16 protein-coding genes and 1 pseudogene are annotated in these 19,549 nt (G+C 64.7%); 12 read left to right on the top strand and 5 right to left on the bottom strand.

The window, feature by feature from the left end; genetic code table 11:
• Positions 1-1,857: an extracellular solute-binding protein gene (locus HAP48_RS19705; RefSeq protein WP_175612414.1), complete on the bottom strand. Its 1,857-nt coding sequence runs from the start codon at positions 1,855-1,857 to the stop codon at positions 1-3.
• Positions 1,858-2,120: 263 nt separating this feature from the next.
• Entirely contained in the window at positions 2,121-2,666 is a 546-nt protein-coding gene (locus HAP48_RS19700) for a c-type cytochrome (RefSeq protein WP_166211097.1), read from the bottom strand.
• Between the two features lie 200 nt (positions 2,667-2,866).
• Between HAP48_RS19700 and HAP48_RS19695 the strand changes: the two genes are divergently transcribed.
• Positions 2,867-3,607, top strand: a complete 741-nt coding sequence (locus HAP48_RS19695; RefSeq protein WP_166211100.1) for a 3-deoxy-manno-octulosonate cytidylyltransferase — start codon at positions 2,867-2,869, stop codon at positions 3,605-3,607.
• 33 nt (positions 3,608-3,640) lie between these two features.
• Positions 3,641-4,501, top strand: coding sequence for a prephenate dehydratase (locus tag HAP48_RS19690; protein ID WP_166211102.1), 861 nt, complete (start codon positions 3,641-3,643; stop codon positions 4,499-4,501).
• A gap of 148 nt (positions 4,502-4,649) precedes the next feature.
• On the opposite strand, the pseudogene HAP48_RS19685 reads toward HAP48_RS19690, so the two are convergent.
• Positions 4,650-5,671: pseudogene (locus HAP48_RS19685) on the bottom strand (LLM class flavin-dependent oxidoreductase).
• A 392-nt stretch (positions 5,672-6,063) separates the two neighbouring features.
• On the opposite strand from HAP48_RS19685, the gene metF reads away from it, so the two are divergent.
• The 3 genes from metF to maiA all read left to right on the top strand — a co-directional run bounded on the left by metF (position 6,064) and on the right by maiA (position 11,640).
• Entirely contained in the window at positions 6,064-6,978 is a 915-nt protein-coding gene (gene metF / locus HAP48_RS19680; RefSeq protein ID WP_166211105.1) for a methylenetetrahydrofolate reductase [NAD(P)H], read from the top strand.
• 3 nt (positions 6,979-6,981) lie between these two features.
• The gene (gene metH / locus HAP48_RS19675; protein ID WP_166211108.1) at positions 6,982-10,836 is read left to right on the top strand and encodes a methionine synthase; all 3,855 of its coding nucleotides are present in this window, start codon (positions 6,982-6,984) and stop codon (positions 10,834-10,836) included.
• A 144-nt stretch (positions 10,837-10,980) separates the two neighbouring features.
• A complete protein-coding gene (maiA, locus tag HAP48_RS19670) occupies positions 10,981-11,640 on the top strand; it encodes a maleylacetoacetate isomerase (protein WP_166211111.1) in 660 nt (219 codons plus the stop codon).
• A gap of 319 nt (positions 11,641-11,959) precedes the next feature.
• Here maiA and HAP48_RS19665 read toward each other — a convergent pair whose 3' ends face one another.
• On the bottom strand, positions 11,960-13,045 hold the full coding sequence (locus HAP48_RS19665) for a Cj0069 family protein (RefSeq protein WP_166211114.1): 1,086 nt from the start codon (positions 13,043-13,045) through the stop codon (positions 11,960-11,962).
• A gap of 342 nt (positions 13,046-13,387) precedes the next feature.
• On the opposite strand from HAP48_RS19665, the gene HAP48_RS19660 reads away from it, so the two are divergent.
• From HAP48_RS19660 to HAP48_RS19635, 6 genes are all read left to right on the top strand, one after another.
• Positions 13,388-14,206 carry a chromate resistance protein ChrB domain-containing protein gene (locus HAP48_RS19660; RefSeq protein WP_166211117.1) on the top strand — a complete coding sequence of 273 codons (819 nt, stop codon included), beginning with the start codon at positions 13,388-13,390 and terminating at the stop codon, positions 14,204-14,206.
• Positions 14,203-15,594 (top strand): chromate efflux transporter, encoded by a 1,392-nt coding sequence (gene chrA / locus HAP48_RS19655; RefSeq protein WP_166211120.1) that lies wholly within the window; start codon positions 14,203-14,205, stop codon positions 15,592-15,594. Before HAP48_RS19660 ends, chrA begins: the two co-directional genes overlap by 4 nt.
• 61 nt (positions 15,595-15,655) lie before the next feature.
• Entirely contained in the window at positions 15,656-15,889 is a 234-nt protein-coding gene (locus HAP48_RS19650; protein WP_166211123.1) for a PepSY domain-containing protein, read from the top strand.
• 43 nt (positions 15,890-15,932) lie between these two features.
• Positions 15,933-16,268: a copper-binding protein gene (locus tag HAP48_RS19645; protein WP_224496514.1), complete on the top strand. Its 336-nt coding sequence runs from the start codon at positions 15,933-15,935 to the stop codon at positions 16,266-16,268.
• A gap of 200 nt (positions 16,269-16,468) precedes the next feature.
• Positions 16,469-17,065 carry a superoxide dismutase gene (locus tag HAP48_RS19640; protein ID WP_166216216.1) on the top strand — a complete coding sequence of 199 codons (597 nt, stop codon included), beginning with the start codon at positions 16,469-16,471 and terminating at the stop codon, positions 17,063-17,065.
• A 156-nt stretch (positions 17,066-17,221) separates the two neighbouring features.
• Positions 17,222-17,938, top strand: coding sequence for a dihydrofolate reductase family protein (locus tag HAP48_RS19635; RefSeq protein ID WP_166211126.1), 717 nt, complete (start codon positions 17,222-17,224; stop codon positions 17,936-17,938).
• A gap of 27 nt (positions 17,939-17,965) precedes the next feature.
• Here the strand turns inward: HAP48_RS19635 and HAP48_RS19630 are convergent, their stop codons facing one another.
• Positions 17,966-18,865 (bottom strand): LysR family transcriptional regulator, encoded by a 900-nt coding sequence (locus HAP48_RS19630; protein ID WP_166211129.1) that lies wholly within the window; start codon positions 18,863-18,865, stop codon positions 17,966-17,968.
• A gap of 80 nt (positions 18,866-18,945) precedes the next feature.
• Between HAP48_RS19630 and HAP48_RS19625 the strand changes: the two genes are divergently transcribed.
• Complete coding sequence (locus tag HAP48_RS19625; protein ID WP_224496513.1) at positions 18,946-19,542, top strand: hypothetical protein; 597 nt, start codon at positions 18,946-18,948, stop codon at positions 19,540-19,542.
• Positions 19,543-19,549: the final 7 nt, after the last annotated feature.

Here is a 19,549-nt window from a genome sequence, read left to right as displayed (position 1 = left end):
TTATGAACGCTTGAGCTTGGCTGCCCTGTCGGCGTCGTACCACCAGAGATTCGGGAATCCCGAGACGCCGTATTTCGGCAGCGGATCGGGATGGCTGAAGCGATCCCAATAGACATAGCGCTGCTTGTCGTAATTGAAGTGCGGAACAAGATAGAAGTTCCAGAGCAAGACCCGGTCCATCGCCTTGGCGGCGGCGATCTGATCGGCGCGGCTGTTGGCGAAAATGATCCGCTCGATGATGGCATCGACGGCCGGATTCTTGATGCCGGGGAGATTGTTCGAGCCTGGCCGGTCGGCAGCCTGCGAGCCGAAATTGTCGCGCTGCTCGTTGCCGGGCGAGATCGACTGCCCCCACACCTGGGTGGTCATCTCGAAGTCGAAATCGCGCACCCGGTTCTGGTACTGCACGGTATCGACGGCGCGCAGATTGACGGTGATGCCGAGACGCTCCAGGCTCGGTTTGTAGAACAGCGAGATCCGCTCCATCCCGGCATCGCCGCTGTTGCCCAGTATCTCGACCGTGAACGGCTGACCGGAAGCATCGACCAGCTTGCGATCGCGGATCTCGAAACCGGCTTCCTTCAGGAGCCGCGTCGCCTCGCGCAGATTGGCGCGGACGTTTTCTGGCGTGCCGCCGACCGGATCCGTGTAGGGCGTCGTGAAGACTTCCGGTGGCACCTTGTCGCGCACCGTCTCCAGGATCTCGAGTTCCTTGCCTTCCGGCAGGCCGGTCGCCATCAGATCGGGGATGCCGTCGAAATAGCTGGAATCGCGATGATACTCGCCGGTCGAGAGCACCCGGTTCATCTCTTCGAAATCGAACGCATAATTGAAGGCGCGGCGCAGCCTGGCATTGGCGAACTTCGGACGCCTCAGGTTGAACACCCAGCCCTGCATCCGGCCCTGATTGCGGACGGTGAAGAGCTCCTTGAGCAGCCGTTTCTCGCGCACCGGCGGAACGTCGTAGGCCGAAGCCCATTCCTTTGCGCTGCGCTCGCCGTACCAATCGAACTGGTCGGCCTTCAACGCCTCGCGCGCGACGGTGTCGTCGCGGAAATACTCGTAGCGCAGCTCTTCGAAATTGTTCTGCCCGATCGCGATCGGGATGTCCTTGCCCCAGTAGTCCTTGACGCGCTCCAGCGCCACCGATCGTCCGGCAACGAACTCCTTGATCCGGTAAGGACCCGAGCCGAGCGGCGGCTCCAGCGTGCTCGCGGTGATGTCGCGCTTCTTGCCCTGCGCGTCGGTGCCTTCCCACCAATGCTTGGGCAGGATGATGAGCTGGCCGGTGATCATCGGCAGCTCGCGGTTGCCCGGGCTGTCGAACGTGAACTTGATGTCGCGATCGCCGATCTTCTCGGCCTTTTCGATATGCCGATAATAGGCGCTGAACATCGGGCTGTTCGTCTTCCACGCCTCGAAGGAGAAGATCACATCCTCCGGCGTGACGGGCTTGCCGTCGTGCCAGCGCGAACCCGGCCGCAGCCGGTAGATCACATAGGAGAAATCATCGGGAAAGGCCGCAGCCTCGGCGAGTTCGCCATAATACGTGTCGGGCTCGTCGAGCGAGGCTTCCATCAGCGAGTCATAGATGCGGCTGACCGCCGCCGAGACCGTGCCCTTCAACCCGGCGACGACCAGGTTGAAGCTGTCATAGGTGCCGGGCTGGAACAGCCGCACCACGCCGCCCTTCGGCGCGTCCGGCTTGACGTAATCGTAGCGCTTGAAGTCGGCCGGGTACTTGATTTCGCCGTAGGTCGAGAGGCCGTGCCGCCATTTCAGCCCGTTGGGGGCGTCGTCGGCGAGCGCCGGCGTGATCGCCGAGATGCCGAGGTTAAGTCCGAGCGCCGGAGCCATTGCCGCCAGTGCGCTGCCTTGAAGGAGGTGTCGTCGGGTGATCGGCAAATTCGCTCTTCCTGCTTGCGGCCCCGGTTACATGGGACCCAATATAAGGCAACGGTTCGACAAATTACGTTGCTTTTTCCTCATGATGTCAGCCCGGGAACAATATCGGTGCGGCGAAACGTCCCTATAACAACCCCGCGACAGCGGATTGCCCATGCGAAAACGGCCAGGCATTGCCTGGCCGTTTCATCCACATGCTTGCGCGAAGCAAATCGTTACTTCGAAGCGGTCGGGAGCGGCGCCGGATGCTCCGAGTTCGAATTCAGATAGGCGATGATGTCGGCGCGCTCGCTGTCCTTCGGAACGCCGGCGAAGCCCATCGCGGTGCCCGGGATGAAGCCCTTCGGATTGGTCAGGAACTTGTTGAGGTCGTCGAAGCTCCAGTTGCCGCCCTTGGCCTTCATGGCCGCCGAGAAATTGAAGCCACGGCCTTCGCCCCTGGCCTCGTTCACGACGCCGAACAGGTTCGGACCGACGCGGTTGGGACCGCCCTTCTCGAAGGTATGGCAGGCCTGGCACTTCTTGGCGGCCGCCGCGCCCTTCTCGACCGAGGCGGTCTGCAGCAACTTCTCGATCGGCTCGGATGCGGCCGCAGCCGCCTCGCCGCCACCATGGGACTCTTCCTTCACCGCGATCTCAAAGCCCGGCTTTTCCGGCAGCTTCGCGGAAAACACCGATCCGGCGGCAAAGCTCATCACCAGGACGACGATGCAGGTGCCGAGAAGCGCACCGAGAATTTTGTTGAGTTCGAAGGAGTCCATTTCGGGTCAGGCTCCGGGCCTTGAATGTCGACTTCAGGCCGGGAATACGGCCGCGGGGAAAGACTTGGGAATCGGCCTTATCGCACCGCCCCAAGCAGGGTTGAGATATCGGTTTGCCCGCGCTCTGGCAACCCGTATAAACGCGCCGAATTCAACCTCCTCCCCGGCAATTTCCGCAGGCCGGACGGGCCCCGACACGAATGACCCAACCCCGCACCCTGGTGCTGATTCCGGCCCGCATGGCCGCCACCCGACTGCCCGGCAAGCCGCTGCTCGATATCGCGGGCGCGCCGATGATCGTCCACGTGCTGCGGCGGGCCGAGGAGGCCGGGATCGGCCGGGTCGCGGTCGCCACCGACACGGCTGAGATCGCTGAAGCGGTGAAGGCTGCCGGCGGCGAGGTCGTGATGACCCGCACCGAGCATCCCTCGGGCTCGGACCGGATTCATGAAGCAATGACGACCCTCGACCCGGACGGCCGTGCCGAGATCGTGGTCAATCTGCAGGGCGATTTTCCGACCATCACCTCTGAGACCATCCGCAGCGTGATGCCGGCGCTCGACGATCCCGCGGTCGATATCTCGACCCTGGCCTCGCGCATCCATACCGAGGAGGAGGATCGGGCCCCCAGCGTCGTCAAGGCGGTGGGCTCGCCGATCGGGGCAAATCGTTTGCGCGCGCTGTATTTTACCCGCGCCACGGCGCCTTATGGCGACGGACCGCGCTACCATCATATCGGCCTCTACGCCTACCGCCGGGCCGCTTTGCAGCGCTTCGTGGCGCTGCCGCCCTCGCCGCTGGAGCAGCAGGAGAAGCTCGAACAGCTGCGCGCGCTGGAGGCCGGGATGCGGATCGACATCACCATCGTCGACACCGTACCGCGCGGCGTCGACACCCCGGCCGATCTCGAAACCGCCCGCAGAATACTTTCCAAAGCCTGACCGGGTGCTAAAAGGCGCCGCAGGAAAGAACCCATGACCAAGAAGCTGAAAATCGCATTCCAGGGCGAGCCTGGCGCCAATTCCCATATCGCCATCGTCGAGGCCTATCCCGACGCCGAGCCGATGCCTTGCGCGACCTTCGAGGACGCGCTGGCCGCGATCACCTCGGGCGAGGCCGATCTCGGCATGATCCCGATCGAGAATTCGGTCGCCGGCCGCGTCGCCGACATCCACCATCTGCTGCCGGATTCCGGCCTGTTCATCGTCGGCGAATGGTTTTTGCCGGTCCGCCACCAGCTGATGGCGGTCAAGGGCACCAAGCTCGCCGACATCAAGAGCGTGGAGAGCCACGTCCACGCGCTCGGCCAGTGCCGGCGTATCATCCGCAAACTAGGGATCAGGCCGATCGTCGCCGGCGACACGGCCGGCAGCGCCCGCGATATCTCCGAGCGCGGCGACAAGAGCGTGGCGGCGATCGCCTCCCGCCTCGCCGCCGATATCTACGGCCTCGACATTCTCGCCGAGGACATCGAGGACGAGGCCCACAACACCACCCGCTTCGTGGTGCTGGCGCGCGAGGCCAAATGGGCGGCGCAGGGCTCGGGGCCGCTGGTCACCACTTTTGTTTTCCGGGTGCGCAACCTGCCCGCCGCGCTGTACAAGGCGATGGGCGGCTTTGCCACCAACGGCGTCAACATGACCAAGCTCGAGAGCTACATGGTCGACGGCAATTTCTTCGCCACGCAATTCTATGCCGACGTCGACGGTCATCCTGACGACCGCGGGCTCGCCTTTGCGCTGGAGGAATTGAAATTCTTCTCGCGCGAATTCCGCATCATCGGCGTCTATCCCGGCCATCCGTTCCGCGCGACGTTTAGCGAGACGCAGGAGTAGGCGGAGCGAGCGCAGTCTCTCTCCACGAGTCGTCCCGGCGCAGGCCGGGACCCATAACCACCGGCCTTCGTAAGCGGCACGGCGACAACCAGCTTGTTCAATAACCGGCGCCGCGGCGTATGGGTCCCGGCCTGCGCCGGGACGACGATCATGATGCGGCGTCGTTCTTCGCAAGCCCGAATGCCTCGGCCAGCAGGCTGTAGGACTTCTTCCGTGCGTCGTGATCGTAGACCGCTGATATCACCATCACTTCGTCCGCCTGGCTCACCGCGATCAGCGGCTGCAGCTTGGTCATCACGGTCGCAGGGCTGCCGACGAACAACCGGGCGCGGTTGCGCGCGATCGAGGCACGCTCGGCGTCGGTGTAGGGATAGGCTTGCGCCTCCTCGACGCTCGGCAGCGGCAGATATTGGCCACGGTCGCGGCGCAGCCGGTTGAGATCCATCGACATCGCGAGCTGCTCGGCCTCCGCGTCGGTCTCCGCCGTGACGACGGCGACTGCGAGAATCGCCTGCGGCGTCGCGCGCCAGCCCGACGGCTTGAAATGCGCACGATAATTCGTCATCGCCGCGACAGCGTCATGGGTCGCGAAATGATGCGCGAACGCAAAGCCCATCCCGACTTGCGCGGCGAGCTCGGCGGAATAGTCGCTCGAGCCGAGCAGCCAGATCGGCGGCAGCGGCGAATCGTCCGGCATCGCCACCACGTTGTTGTAGGGATGGCCGGCCGGGAAATCGCGCGTCTCCCACAAGGTCAGCTCATGCAGCCGCTCGAGGAAATCGTCGCCCTCGCGGCGATCGAGCCGGCTGCGCAGCGCGTAAGCCGTGGCGCCGTCGGTGCCGGGCGCGCGGCCAAGCCCAAGATCGATCCGGCCGGGAAACAGCGCCTCCAGCATCTTGAAGCGCTCAGCGATCACGAGCGGCGCATGGTTGGGCAGCATCACCCCGCCGGAGCCGACGCGGATATGCTGCGTCACCGCCGCGATCTGCCCGATCATCAGATCGGGTGCCGGGCTCGCGACGGAAGCGAGGTTGTGGTGCTCGGCGAGCCAGTAGCGTGTGTAGCCGAGACCATCGACATGGCGCGCCAGATCGATGCTGTTGCGGAGCGCAACGGCTGGCTTGAGCCTGTGGTGACGACGGACAGGTCGAGGACGGAGAGCGGAATCATGGCCGTCAACCTAGTGTGGCGCCACGGGGCGACAAAGGCCCCGGCCGCGCAGGGCAGCCCCACACCGGAAGGTCGGCATCGGCAGCCACGGATTTTGGGACGAAATACAACGATTCACTGACGTACCTGACTGCCCATAGCCGCTTTTTGACCTCCAACCAATCGCATAACATAGTTTTTATCTATATAATTCAAGTTATTAACCGCACCACTATCAAAGAGAACGCCTTGCCCACTATCGGCTCGCGATGGTCAATTTTTGCCATCTCGACGCATTCAATGGGCAATTTCCCATATCCGATGGGCTGTTTGATCCAACCCGTTTGGCCTATCTTACGCAGATCATATCCAGGCCAGACGTCTGCCCTCCAGTTGCGGAGCCCTTGCGTATCATGACCGAGACGATTTCCTCCGTGCCGAACGGGCAGCGTGCGCCGAAGACGCCGAAAATCTCCTTCGAGTTCTTCCCGCCGAAGACCGAGGAGATGGAGCGCAATCTCTGGGAGACCATCAACCGGCTGGCGCCGCTGACGCCGAACTTCGTCTCGGTCACCTACGGCGCCGGCGGCTCGACCCGCGAGCGTACCCATTCCACCATCACGCGCATCCTGCGCGAGACCGATCTGCTGCCGGCCGCGCATCTGACCTGCGTCAGCGCCTCGCGCGGCGAGATCGACGACATCGTCGACCGATACCATGAGGTCGGCGTCCGTCACATCGTGGCGCTGCGCGGCGATCCGCCCGGCGGCATCGGTACGCCCTACTTCACCCATCCCGACGGCTACCAGAGCTCGGCCGAGCTCGTCGCCGCCATCAAGCGGCGCCACGCCGATATCGAGATCTCGGTGTCCGCCTATCCCGAGAAGCATCCGGAAGCCGCTGACTTCGACGCCGACATCGATACGCTGAAGGCCAAGGTCGACGCCGGCGCTGCGCGCGCGATCACCCAGGTGTTCTTCGACAACGACCTCTACCACCGCTATGTCGACCGGGTGCGGGCGCGCGGCATCGAGATTCCGATCGTGCCGGGCATCATGCCGATGCACAATTTCAAGCAGGCCCGCAATTTCGTCACCCGCGCCGGCACCAGCGTGCCGGACTGGCTCGCCGAGAAGTTCGAGGGCCTCGACAACGACGCCGAGACCCGCAAGCTGGTCGCTGCCACCGTCGCCGCCGGTCAGGTGCAGAAGCTGTTCAAGCACGGCGTCGACACCTTCCACTTCTACACCATGAACCGCGCTGACCTCGTGTTCGCGATCAGCCATTTGCTCGGCATCCGGCCGAACGGTGCCCAGAAAGCTGCCTGACACATGTCCGTTCCCGTTTCTCCCAAGCGTAACGCTTTGCTCGCGGCTGCCCGCGAGCGCATCCTGGTGCTCGACGGCGCCATGGGCACAATGATCCAGGGCCTGCAGTTCGATGAAGCCGCCTTCCGCGGCGCGCGCTTTGCAGACTTCCACCGCGACATCAAGGGCAACAACGATCTCCTGATCCTGACCCAACCTGAGGCGATCACGGACATCCACGCCGCCTATCTGCGCGCCGGTGCCGACATCGTCGCGACCAACACCTTCTCCTCGACCTCGATCGCGCAGGCTGACTACGACATGTCGGACCTCGCCTATGAGCTCAACCTGCAGGGCGCGCGGCTGGCGCGCACCGCAGCGGAGCGGGTGAGCGCCGAGGACGGCAAGCCGCGTTTCGTCGCCGGCGCACTCGGCCCGACCAACCGCACCGCCTCGATCTCGCCCGACGTCTCCAATCCCGGCTATCGCGCGGTCACCTTCGACGATTTGCGCAAGGCCTATGGCGAACAGGCCAAGGGCCTGCTCGATGGCGGCGCCGACCTGCTGCTGGTCGAGACCATCTTCGACACGCTGAACGCCAAGGCGGCGCTGTATGCGATCGCCGAGATCATCGAGGAGCGCGGCATCGACGTGCCCGTGATGATTTCCGGCACCATCACCGACAAGTCAGGCCGCCTGCTCTCCGGACAATTGCCGGAGGCGTTCTGGCATTCGGTGCGGCATGCCAGGCCCATCACGATCGGCTTCAACTGCGCGCTCGGCGCCGAGGATTTGCGCGCCCACATCGCCGACATCGGCCGCGTCGCCAACACGCTGGTCTGCGCCTATCCGAACGCCGGCCTGCCCAACGAGTTCGGCCAGTATGACGAGACGCCGGACTACATGGCGCGGCTGATCGGCGAGTTCGCCGCCGCCGGCCTCGTCAACATCGTCGGCGGCTGCTGCGGCACCACGCCCGACCATATCGCCGCGATCGCCAGGGCCGTCGCCCCGCACAAGCCGCGCGCGGTGCCTGACATCGAGCCGCGGCTCAAGCTCTCCGGCCTCGAGCCGTTCACTTTGACCGACGCAATTCCATTCGTGAATGTCGGCGAGCGCACCAACGTCACCGGCTCGGCGCGCTTCCGTAAGCTGATCACCGCGGGCGACTACACCGCGGCGCTTCAGGTCGCACGCGACCAGGTCGAGAACGGCGCCCAGGTCATCGACGTCAACATGGACGAGGGCCTGCTCGATTCGGAAGCGGCGATGGTGACGTTCCTCAACCTCGTTGCGGCCGAGCCCGACATCGCGCGCGTGCCCGTAATGGTCGATTCCTCGAAATTCCACGTCATCGAGGCCGGCCTGAAGTGCATCCAGGGCAAGCCGATCGTGAACTCGATCTCGATGAAGGAAGGCGAGGAGAAATTCCTGCACGAAGCGCTGGTCGCCAAGCGCCACGGCGCCGCCGTGGTGGTGATGGCGTTCGACGAGACCGGCCAGGCCGATACGTTCGCGCGCAAGACCGAGATCTGCAAGCGCGCCTACGACATCCTGGTCAACCGGCTCGACTTCCCGCCCGAGGACATCATCTTCGATCCGAACATCTTCGCGATCGCGACCGGCCTCGAGGAACACAACAATTACGGCGTCGACTTCATCGAGGCGACGCGCTGGATCCGGCAGAACCTGCCAGGCGCCCACATCTCCGGCGGCGTCTCCAATTTGTCGTTCTCGTTCCGCGGCAACGAGCCGGTGCGCGAGGCGATGCACTCGGTGTTCCTGTATCACGCCATCCATGCCGGCATGGACATGGGCATCGTCAATGCCGGACAGATGATCGTCTATGACGACATCGACCCCGAGTTGCGCCAGACCTGCGAGGACGTCATCCTCAACCGCGATCCCGGCGCGTCGGAGCGGCTCTTGGCGCTTGCCGAGAAATTCCGCGGCAAGGAGAAGCAGACCAAGGAGCAGGATCTCGCCTGGCGCGAATGGCCGGTCGAGAAGCGGCTGTCGCATGCCCTGGTGCACGGCATCACCGAGTTCATCGAGCCTGATACCGAGGCCGCCCGCCAGAACGCCACCCGCCCGCTCGACGTCATCGAAGGTCCGCTGATGGCCGGCATGAACGTGGTCGGCGACCTGTTCGGCGACGGCAAGATGTTTTTGCCGCAGGTCGTGAAATCGGCCCGCGTGATGAAGCAGGCGGTCGCCTATCTGATGCCGTTCATGGAGGAGGAGAAGGCGCGCAACCTCGCCAACGGCATCACCGGCGGCCGCAATGCCGCGGGCAAGATCGTGCTCGCGACCGTGAAGGGCGACGTCCACGACATCGGCAAGAACATTGTCGGCATTGTGCTCCAGTGCAACAATTTTGAGGTCATCGACCTCGGCGTGATGGTGCCCGCCAACAAGATCATCGAGACCGCGAAGGCCGAGGGCGCCGACATCATCGGCCTGTCCGGCCTGATCACGCCCTCGCTCGACGAGATGAGCTTCCTCGCCGGCGAACTGGAACGGCAGGGCATGAACCTGCCGCTCCTGATCGGCGGCGCGACGACGAGCCGCGTGCATACCGCTGTCAAGATCGACCCGAACTATCCGGGCGGCCCGGTCGTGCATGTCAACGACGCGAGCCGCGCCGTCGGCGTCGCCTCCTCGCTGCTGTCGGCCGAGAAGAAGCAGGCCTATGCCGCCGAGGTGCGCGCCGAATACGCCAAGATCTCGACGGCGCATTTCCGCGCCCAGGCCGACAAGAAGCGGCTGAAGCTTCCTGACGCGCGCGCCAACAAGGTCGCGATCGACTTTGCGGCAGCGCCGCCGAAGCAGCCGGCCTTCTTCGGGCTGAAGAGTTTTGACGCCTACGACCTCGCGGAGCTCGCCCAGTACATCGACTGGACGCCGTTCTTCCAGACCTGGGAATTGACCGGCCGCTTCCCGGCGATCCTCGACGACCCCAAGGTCGGTGAGGTCGCCCGCTCCCTCTATGATGATGCGCGCACGATGCTCGACCGCATCATTGCGGAGAAGTGGTTCACCGCGCGCGCCACCATCGGCTTCTGGCCGGCGAATGCCGTCGGCGACGACGTCGAGGTCTATGCCGACGAGACGCGGAAGCAAAAAATCGCGACCTTCCATACGCTGCGCCAGCAGCTCGAGAAGCGCGAGGGCCGCTTCAACGCCGCGCTGTCGGACTTCGTCGCGCCTGTCGACAGCGGCGTACCCGACTATATCGGCGGCTTCGTCGTCACCGCCGGCATTGGCGAGGACGCGGTCGCCGACCGCTTCAGGAACGCCAATGACGACTACTCCTCGATCCTGTGCAAGGCGCTGGCCGATCGTCTCGCCGAAGCCTTTGCCGAGCGCATGCACCAGCGCGTGCGCAAGGAGTTTTGGGGCTACGCGCCGGACGAGAGCGCGTCGCCGGACGAATTGATCCTCGAGAAATACGACGGCATCCGCCCCGCGCCCGGCTATCCGGCGCAGCCCGACCACACCGAGAAGCGGACGTTGTTCGCGCTGCTCGATGCCGAGACCACGGCCGGCGTGAAGCTGACCGAGAGCTTTGCGATGTGGCCGGGCTCGTCGGTCTCGGGCCTGTATTTCTCGCATCCCGACAGCTTCTATTTCGGCGTCGGCAAGATCGAACGCGACCAGGTTGAGGACTATGCCGCGCGCAAGAGCATGACGGTCGCCGAGGTCGAGCGCTGGCTTGCGCCGGTGCTCAACTACATCCCGTCGCAGGACGGCGCCAAGGGGCAGCCGATCGCGCCCGCCGCGACGCCCGCCAATGACGAGGAGTTGGCCTCGCATCCGCAGGGCTGCACCTGCGCCGTGCACCTCGCCTGGCGGAAGAAGAAGGTGGGCGCGGGGTAGGCCTCGCCAAGACGTGTCATCGCCGGGCTTGACCCGGCGATCCATCTTCCAACAATCTTCTTGCGAAGATCGATGGATGCGCGGGTCATCTGCGCGAAGACGCGCTTCGCGCTTTTGCACGCGCATGACGAGCGGAGTTCCCCCATGCAATTCTTCTCCTTCTGGCGGTCGCTGGCGAGCTTTCGGGTCCGGATTGCGCTCAATCTGAAAGGCGTGCCGGCCGAGGTCGTGTTCGTCGACATCGATGCGGACACGCATCGCGCCGATGCCTATCGCAAGATCAATCCGCAGATGGCGCTACCGGCACTGGTGACGGACGACGGCACGGTGCTGTTCCAGTCGCTCGCGATCATCGACTATCTCGACGAGATTTATCCAACGCCGCCGCTGCTGCCGGCCGATCCGCTTGGCCGCGCCCGGGTGCGCGGGCTTGCGCTGATCGTCGCCTGCGAGGGCCATCCGCTGCTGACGCCGCGGGTGCGCCGCTATCTCGACCGCGAGCTCGATTTGCGCGACAGCCAGCAGAATGCGTGGCGGCGGCACTGGACAGTCGAGACGCTGGCGGCGCTCGAGGGCCACCTCGCCGGCCACAAGGCCACCGGCCAGTTCTGCCACGGCGACACGCCGGGCCTTGCCGACATCTGCCTGGTCGGCCACGTCACCGCGGCGATCAATCAGCAGATCAGCCTGTCGCCCTGGCCGACCGTGAAGCGCATCCACGAGACCGCAATGGCGCTGCCGGCGTTCGCCAGGGCACATCCGTCCGCGCAACCGGACACGCCCGAGGCAATGCGGGCGAAGTAGCGGGCGATGCAGCGATCTGCGTCGAACCGATTTCAAATTCGAATGTCAAACAGCTTGTTCGGTGTCATCACCCGCGCATGCGGGTGATCCAGTATTCCAGAGACGCCGGAGCATGAGCCGAGAGGCCGCGGCGTACTGGATCGCCCGGTCAAGCCGGGCGATGACAGTTGTGAATGTGGACGCAGCTTCGCATTCTCGCGACATGAATTGTCCGAGGCTTGCTTCTCGTTCCACCCTCTCTTCAAGCAGAGGGCGGAGGGAAAGCCGGGTGCCGATCGGTAAGCCCCGGTTGCGTGGGGAGGGAGCCTAAAGGGCGTGCTCACCTCACGCTCTCCATGCTCCGGCGAACACGCTCTTTGACCGTCTGCGCGATCGCGGCCGGCGCCTCGTCGGGGATCGCGAAGCACGAGCTCGCATTGATCTCGCAGAGCACGTAGGTGTCGGCGCCATCGGCATCGCGCGGACCGTAGAGGAAGTCCGCATCCCAGATCACCGGCAGCGACGCTTCATCGATCACCAGCGTCGCCATCAACTGCGGGATCCATTCGTCCTCCATCAGCCGTCGCAACGTCCTAAATTGCGGGGCATCGGGACCGTGCATGATGCGCGGTCCGGGTTGGGCCTCGGGTGCGTCGGGGCCCTCTGGAGGCGGCGGGATCAAGGCCTTGATCAGCTGGTGCCCGAAGCCCGCGACCTTCGATCCGCTGACATAGCAACGGATCATGCCCTCGGGCAGCCGCGGCTGGAAAGCCTGATCGATGATGCAGCCGCCCCATCCGAAATACGGCTCGCAATGCGCGATGAAGGCGTCCAGCGGCATCTCCTCGGGTTGGCTGCCGCGCAGCGCGTGGAGCACGCGAACCGTCGCGTCCGCATTCGGCAACGCTTCCACCTTCCAGACGCCCTGCCCGCCATTGCCGCGGTTCTGCTTGAGCACGCGTGGACCACCTGTGCGCAGGCGCGACGGGAATTCGGCGCGGAAGGCGTCGGCGGTGGCGTAGCGATGCGTGTCGGCGCCCCAACCCAGATGACGGGTCCGGTAGAGCACCTCCTTGACGCCCATCTTGAGGATGACGTCCGGATGGGCGCTGACCCACGGATGTTGCGTCGGATGTTTCGACGCGACCTCGCGCAGCAGTGGATCGAGCGCCGCGCGCGTCTTGCCTTGATGGATCGGATCGACCCAGACGAGGACGCCGTCCATCGTCAGCAACTGGTCGCGGACGGCATCGGCGAAACTCTCGTCATAGACGACGGGACAAGCCTCGATGCCGGAGGCTTCGAGCGCTTCGAAGACGCGGACGAAACGGTTGTTGTGTGGGGTCGCCTCCCGGCGCGCCGCGGCATCGCCACGCCACAGGATAGCTATTCTGGAACGACGGGGTGTGTGCTGTTCGGTGTCCATATCAAAGCTCCACGACGGGTTGGGTGTCGCGCAGAGCTTGGACCGAGGTCTCACGGGGAGTCTGCCTTTTCCCCGTAGCGAGGAATCTAGACGACCGCGCGCAGGTTTCAAGATGGAAGTGGAACCAATCCCGCTGAGCGGTTGAGAGCGAGGTTCAGCACCGACACCGTCCCTGTCATAGACGGTGAACTTTTGGTGATCCGCTTCAATCGCTCATGAATCCGCTTCGGCAAGACCGTTGACAGCAACGGACATTCGTCTTTTATTGCAGCCACGGGGATGTGCGATCTCCCCGCGAGGCGACATGCCCAAGAATCGCGTCCTGTTCACCAAGGGCGCACCATGTCGTCATACACATCGATCTCATCCGAAAAATTGTCTCGTCTCATCGGCACCGCCAAGGCGCCGACGCTCGTCGACGTTCGCCTCGATGAGGATTTCGCCGCCGATCCGCAGCTGATCCCGGGCGCGATCAGACACTCCCATCGCGACGTCCAGGACTGGGCTTCCCGCTTCTCCGGCCAGTCCGTGGTCGTCATCTGCCAAAAGGGGCAGAAGCTCGCCGAAGGCACCGCCGCCTGGCTGCGATGCGGCAACATTGCTGCCGAGGTTCTCGAGGGCGGCCATCTCGGCTGGAAAACGGCGGAGCTTCCCACCGTTCCCGCCGACAAGATTCCGAAACGCGACGGGCGCGGCCGTACCGTCTGGGTGACGCGATCACGGCCGAAGATCGACCGCATCGCCTGTCCGTGGCTGATCCGCCGCTTTGTCGATCCCGCGGCCGTATTCCTGTTCGTCGCATCAGCGGAGGTCGAGGCTGTCGCCGAACGCTTTGGGGCCACGCCGTTCGACATCGAGAACGTGTTCTGGAGCCATCGCGGCGAACTCTGCACCTTCGACATCATGGTCAAGGAATTCGGTCTCTCGACGCCGGCGCTGGAGCGGCTCGCCACCATGGTGCGGGCCGCAGATACCGCGCGGCTCGATCTTTCGCCGGAGGCGCCCGGATTGCTCGCCGCCTCGCTCGGCCTGTCGCGCATGTTCGACGACGACCTCGAGCAATTGAGCGCCGGCCTTATGCTCTACGACGCCTTCTATCGATGGTGCCGCGACGCGACCCGGGAAACGCACAATTGGCCGACCAGCAAGGTGAAGCCATGACCGACGTCGCAGCGGACCCAAAGGCGCGCGGACAGGAGCACGCCCACGGCATCTCGTTCAACGAGGCGCTTCTGGTGTGGATGCGCGTCGCCATCCTGAGCTTTGGCGGACCGGCCGGCCAGATCGCGGTGATGCATCGCATCCTGGTCGAGGAGAAGAACTGGATATCGGAGGGGCGTTTCCTGCACGCCCTCAACTACTGCATGCTGCTGCCGGGGCCGGAGGCGCAGCAGTTGGCGACCTATATCGGCTGGCTGCTGCACCGGACGCTCGGGGGCATCGTGGCAGGCGGGCTGTTCATCCTGCCCGGCATCTTCGCCATCATGGGCCTCAGCTATATCTATGCCGCGTACGGCAATGTCGGGTTTGTCGAGGCGCTGTTCTTCGGCCTGAAGGCAGCGGTGCTTGCCATCGTCATCCAGGCCGTGGTGCGGGTCGGCAAGCGCGCGCTGCGCAACCGGGTGATGATCGCGCTCGCGGCGACAGCCTTTGTCGCGATCTTCTTCTTCGCGGTGCCGTTTCCGCTGATCATCGGATTAGCGGCTGTCACCGGCCTCGTGGGGGTACGCCTGGGCCGGAGCGAATTTGCGGCCATCGAACATGGCGGCAAGAATTCCGCCGTGATCGACAGCATGCTTGGCGAGGCGGTGCCGGATCATGTCCGGCCCAGCGCGTCACGCGCCTTGCGGGTCGGCGCCGTGTGGCTCGCGCTCTGGCTGGTTCCGGTGTTCGGGATTCTCATTGCGCTCGGCCCCAACGACGTGTTCAGCCAGATCGCGATCTTCTTCAGCAAGATGGCGATGGTGACATTCGGCGGGGCCTATGCCGTGCTCGCTTATGTCGCGCAGCAGGCCGCGGAATATTACCACTGGGTCAGCCCGCGCGAGATGCTGGACGGGCTCGGCATGGCCGAGACCACGCCCGGACCGCTCATCATGGTGGTGCAGTTCGTGGGCTTCATGGCCGCGTTCCGCGAGGCCAGCGGGCTGCCGCCGATGCTCGCCGCCACGCTCGGCGGGTTGCTCGCGACATGGGTCACCTTCACGCCATGCTTCCTGTGGATCTTCGTCGGCGCGCCCTACATCGAAGCGCTGCGCGGCAACAAGGTGCTGGCCGGCGCGCTGTCGGCGATCACCGCCGCCGTAGTCGGCGTGATCCTCAACCTCTCGATCTGGTTCGCGCTGCACACGCTGTTTCGGCAAACCTTCCCGGTGCACGGGCTTGGCCTGTCGTTCGACGCGCCGGTGCCAGGCAGTATCGACTGGCCGGCGCTTGCGCTGTCGGTGGCCGCCGCGATTGCGATCTTCCGCTTCAATGTGGGGATGCTCAGCGTCCTCGCCGCGTCCTGCGGCGCGGGCGTGCTGCTGCGCCTGGCGGGCATCATCTGAGCTGAGACAGGCGCGCATCACAAGAACCTGGGGCAGCACAACACAACCAGGAGAACCGACCATGCAGAAGCGAAAACTCTCTCACCTGATCCTTGCGCTCGCGATCGCGGGCGCCGCCGTGCCCGCCCATGCCATGACCCAGGACGAGCTCGTCACAAAACTTCAGGCCGCCGGCTACGCCGACATCAGCGACGTCAAATCGACGGCCGAAGGCATGACGGCCAAGGCGATGAAGAACGGCAAGCCCGTGAGGCTCGTGATCGACAGCAGCGGTCAGGTCAAGGAACAGAACTGAAACCTCAGCGAAACACCGAAATCGAAGCGAACGAGGAACGATCATGACCAAATCAACTTTGGCGCTGTGCGTTGTCATACTTTGGCCTGCGATGGCTCTCGCGGCACCAACCGAGGTCAGCGAAAACCAGCAAGCCGTCGTCGCGTTGGCCGAGGCGGCTGCCATCCATCCGCCGTCGACCCAGACCTTGCGCGGCGTCGTCGACAGCATCGACGAACGCAACGATACGATCAGGATACGTCTGTCACCGGATCGGACAGAACCGTTCAAGGTTCAGGATGGCCTGCTGTTCAACGCGGTCCGCTTCGGCGATCCCGTCGCGTTCTCGGTGCAGGATATCTCGGGATTCCGGACCATCGTCGGGCTTTCGAAGGAATAGCGCCGCGGCCCTGACGCATCGAACTTTCGCACCTTTGATCCAAGCGAACCGGCATTGCTCAACATCAGGAGGAGCCGATGACCATCGACACAGAGCGCCGCAACTTCATCGCCGCGGCCGGCGTAGCCACAGCATCGGCAGTCGTGCTGGGTGCAAACCGCGCCGCTGCCGAAACCAACCAGCAGACAGGAGCCAGGGCCATGTCCTATCAGGCAAAACCGATGTCGTTCGATCCAAAATCGATCAGCGGCATCTCCGAGAAGATCCTCATCAGCCACTACGAGAACAATTACGTCGGCGCGGTGAAGCGGCTCAACGCCATCGGCACACAGCTAGCCGAACTCGACTTCGCCAAGGCACCGAACTTCGTGATCAACGGCTTGAAGCGCGAGGAGTTGATCGCAGCGAACTCGATGATCCTGCATGAAGTCTATTTCGATGGGCTCGGCGGCGCGGGCAAACCGGGCGGTACGCTCGCCGAGGCGATCACGCGCGACTTCGGCAGCATGGAGCGCTGGCGGGCGGAATTCGCGGCGATGGGCAAGGCGGAAGGTGGCGGTTCCGGTTGGGTGATCCTCGCCTACTCGCCCCGCGACAAGCGGCTGGTCAACCAATGGGCCGCGGATCACACGACGACGCTCGCCGGCGGCCGCCCGGTCCTGGTGCTCGATATGTATGAGCACGCCTATCACATGGACTTCGGCGCTGCAGCGGCGCGCTATGTCGACGTCTACATGGAGGCCATTCGCTGGGACAATGCAGCCCGGCTTTACGAGCAATACGCGAAGGAGACGTGAGGAGAGACGTGGAGCGGCACGGCTGGTTCCATTCGGCGGGCATGTTACCAAACACTGCCGCGTTATCGGCATTGAGAACGTGGCTCGACCACTCTAAATCAGAGCTTGCCCCTCCCCCGGCGCTGTCACCGCGCCGCTCCACCGAAGAGTTAGCCTATGCGACCCCACATCATCTGCCACATGGGCACGTCGATCGACGGCCGGCTCCATCCCAGCCGCTTCACCAAACCCGCCGCCGGCATCCCCGCCGACGTGCTGCGCTCTCATTACGAACGGATCCATGACGAATTCGACGCCGACGGATGGATCATCGGTCGCGTCACCATGAACGAGATGGCGAAGGGATCGCAGCGGCACATCGCCAACGCACCGAAACTGTCGCGCGAGCCGCATCTCGGCCATCGCGATGGCCGCAAGCTCGCGATCGGCATCGATCCGTCGGGCCGCGTGCATTTCGGCAAGGACAATGTCGGCGGCGATCACGCCGTCGCGGTGCTCGGCGAACAGGTTTCCGATGCCCATCTCGCCGAACTGCGCGAGGACGGCGCGTCCTACCTCTTTGCCGGCGCGCAGGGCGATGATCTGGCGAGCGCGATGGCGCAGCTTGCCGCCCTGTTCGGCGCCAGGACGCTGCTGCTCGAAGGCGGCGGCGGGATCAACGGCGCCTTCCTCAAGCACAGGCTGATCGACGAGTTCAGCACGCTGATCCATCCGGCGGTCGACGGCGTCGCCGGATCGCAAGGCATCGTCGACTATCATGGCCCGGAAGGCGACCGGCCCGGCGCCGGGCAGTCGCTGCGGCTCACCCATTGCGAGACGCTGGAGGGCGGCATGGTGTGGCTGCGGCATGCCGTCGAGCGCGCGCCGGGTTGACCGCTGGCCTGCCGCAAGGCAGCGATCTCAAATGCCGGCCGTGGCAGCAACGATGGTGTCTCTCAGCCAGCGGTGCGCCGGCATATCGTCGAAGCGGCGGTGCCAGCTCATGACGCTCTGCAGCTTCGCTGCGTCGAACGGCAATTCGCGCATCTCGATCGGATAGGCGCGGCGGAATTCGAGCGCGAGCTTTCGCCCCAGGATCGCAACCATGTTGGATTGCACCAGGACCGCGCCGGCGGACAGATAGGGGACATCGGCGGCAATGGTCCGCTCGGCATTGCGGGCCTGCAGCCAGGCGTCGACGAAGTCCAGATTCTCGCCGCTGGAGGTGATCGCAAGATGCGGCAGGCCGGCCAGCAGCTCGGCGGTCAGCTTCTTCCTCAAGGCCGGATGCCCGGCCCTCAGCACCGCGACGAAGCGGTCCTCGATCAAGCGCTGCGAGGCAAAGCGCTCGCTCTCAAGCGCGCGTGAGGAGATCGCGAGATCGAGCTCTCCGCGGTCGAGCCGGTCGGCAAGATTCAAGGTGCCACTCGGCAGCAGCGTCAGCCGCACCTTCGGCGCCTGCGCCCGCGCGGCCGCGAGGATCAGCCCGACCGCGACCACCGCGGCATAATTGTTCACCGCGATGGTGAAGCGCCGGTTCGCCTGCGCCGGATCGAACTGATCGCCCTCGACCGCGAGCTGCAACTCGTTGAGCGCCTTGCGGATCGGCAGCGCCAGCGCCTCCGCGCGCGGCGTCGGCAGCATGCCGGATGGCGTGCGGACGAACAGCCTGTCCTTGAGCGCGTGACGCAGCCGGTTCAGTGCGTGGCTGACCGCCGGCTGGCTGAGGGCAAGCGCGCTGGCCGCGCGCACAGCGCTGCGCTCGCGCATCACTGCGTCGAACACCAGGAGCAAATTGAGGTCGAGATTGCGCAGCCGCATATACCCATCATGCACGAAATGAATTGGTGAATAAAGACAATTCATTTGAATAATATCGCGGCGAGGCCCAGCTTCCGGGCATGTCCGAGATCCTGCACAGCGCAGTTCCCGCAAGACCGGTTCGCACCCCTGCGAGCGTGCTGGTCGGTGTCCTGGTCACACCGGACGCACCGGCTGTCGCCATCCCCGAAACCTTCGCGCGCTGGCGGGCGCTGACGCCGCTTGCGACGTGGTTGCCGATCATGCTGGGTGAACCGGGCTATGCCGACATCCTGAGCGGCGTTGCGGCCGCGCTCAGCCGCTCCGGCATGACGCCGCGCCAGCTGATCCTGCTCGGCGAAGGGCCGGTCGCGCGCAGCATGCTCGAACTGGCGCTGCAGGGCGAATTGCCGTGCGGCGGCATCGTCGCGATCGACGTCCCCTGCGGCGCGCTGCCGTTTCGCATCGTGCCCACGGTCACGGCGCTGCGGCTTGTCATTCGCCGCGACGGCGATGAGGAGCTGCGCGGCAATCTCATCGGCGCGCTGCGCTCAGCCGACCTCGACGCACGCATCATCACACTCGACCTGACGGCCGGCCGCGGTGCGGGCGCGGCAGCGAGCGTCACTGAAACCTTCGTTCTCGAGCTGGTCGCAACGATCAGCCGCCGGACAAAAGATGGAGTTGGCGACCTATGACACCGAA

Origin of the sequence: Bradyrhizobium septentrionale, assembly GCF_011516645.4 — a bacterium.
Classification (GTDB): Bacteria; Pseudomonadota; Alphaproteobacteria; order Rhizobiales; family Xanthobacteraceae; genus Bradyrhizobium; species Bradyrhizobium septentrionale.
Note: the sequence above shows the minus strand (reverse complement) of the source record. Positions and strands in the feature narration are given on the sequence as shown.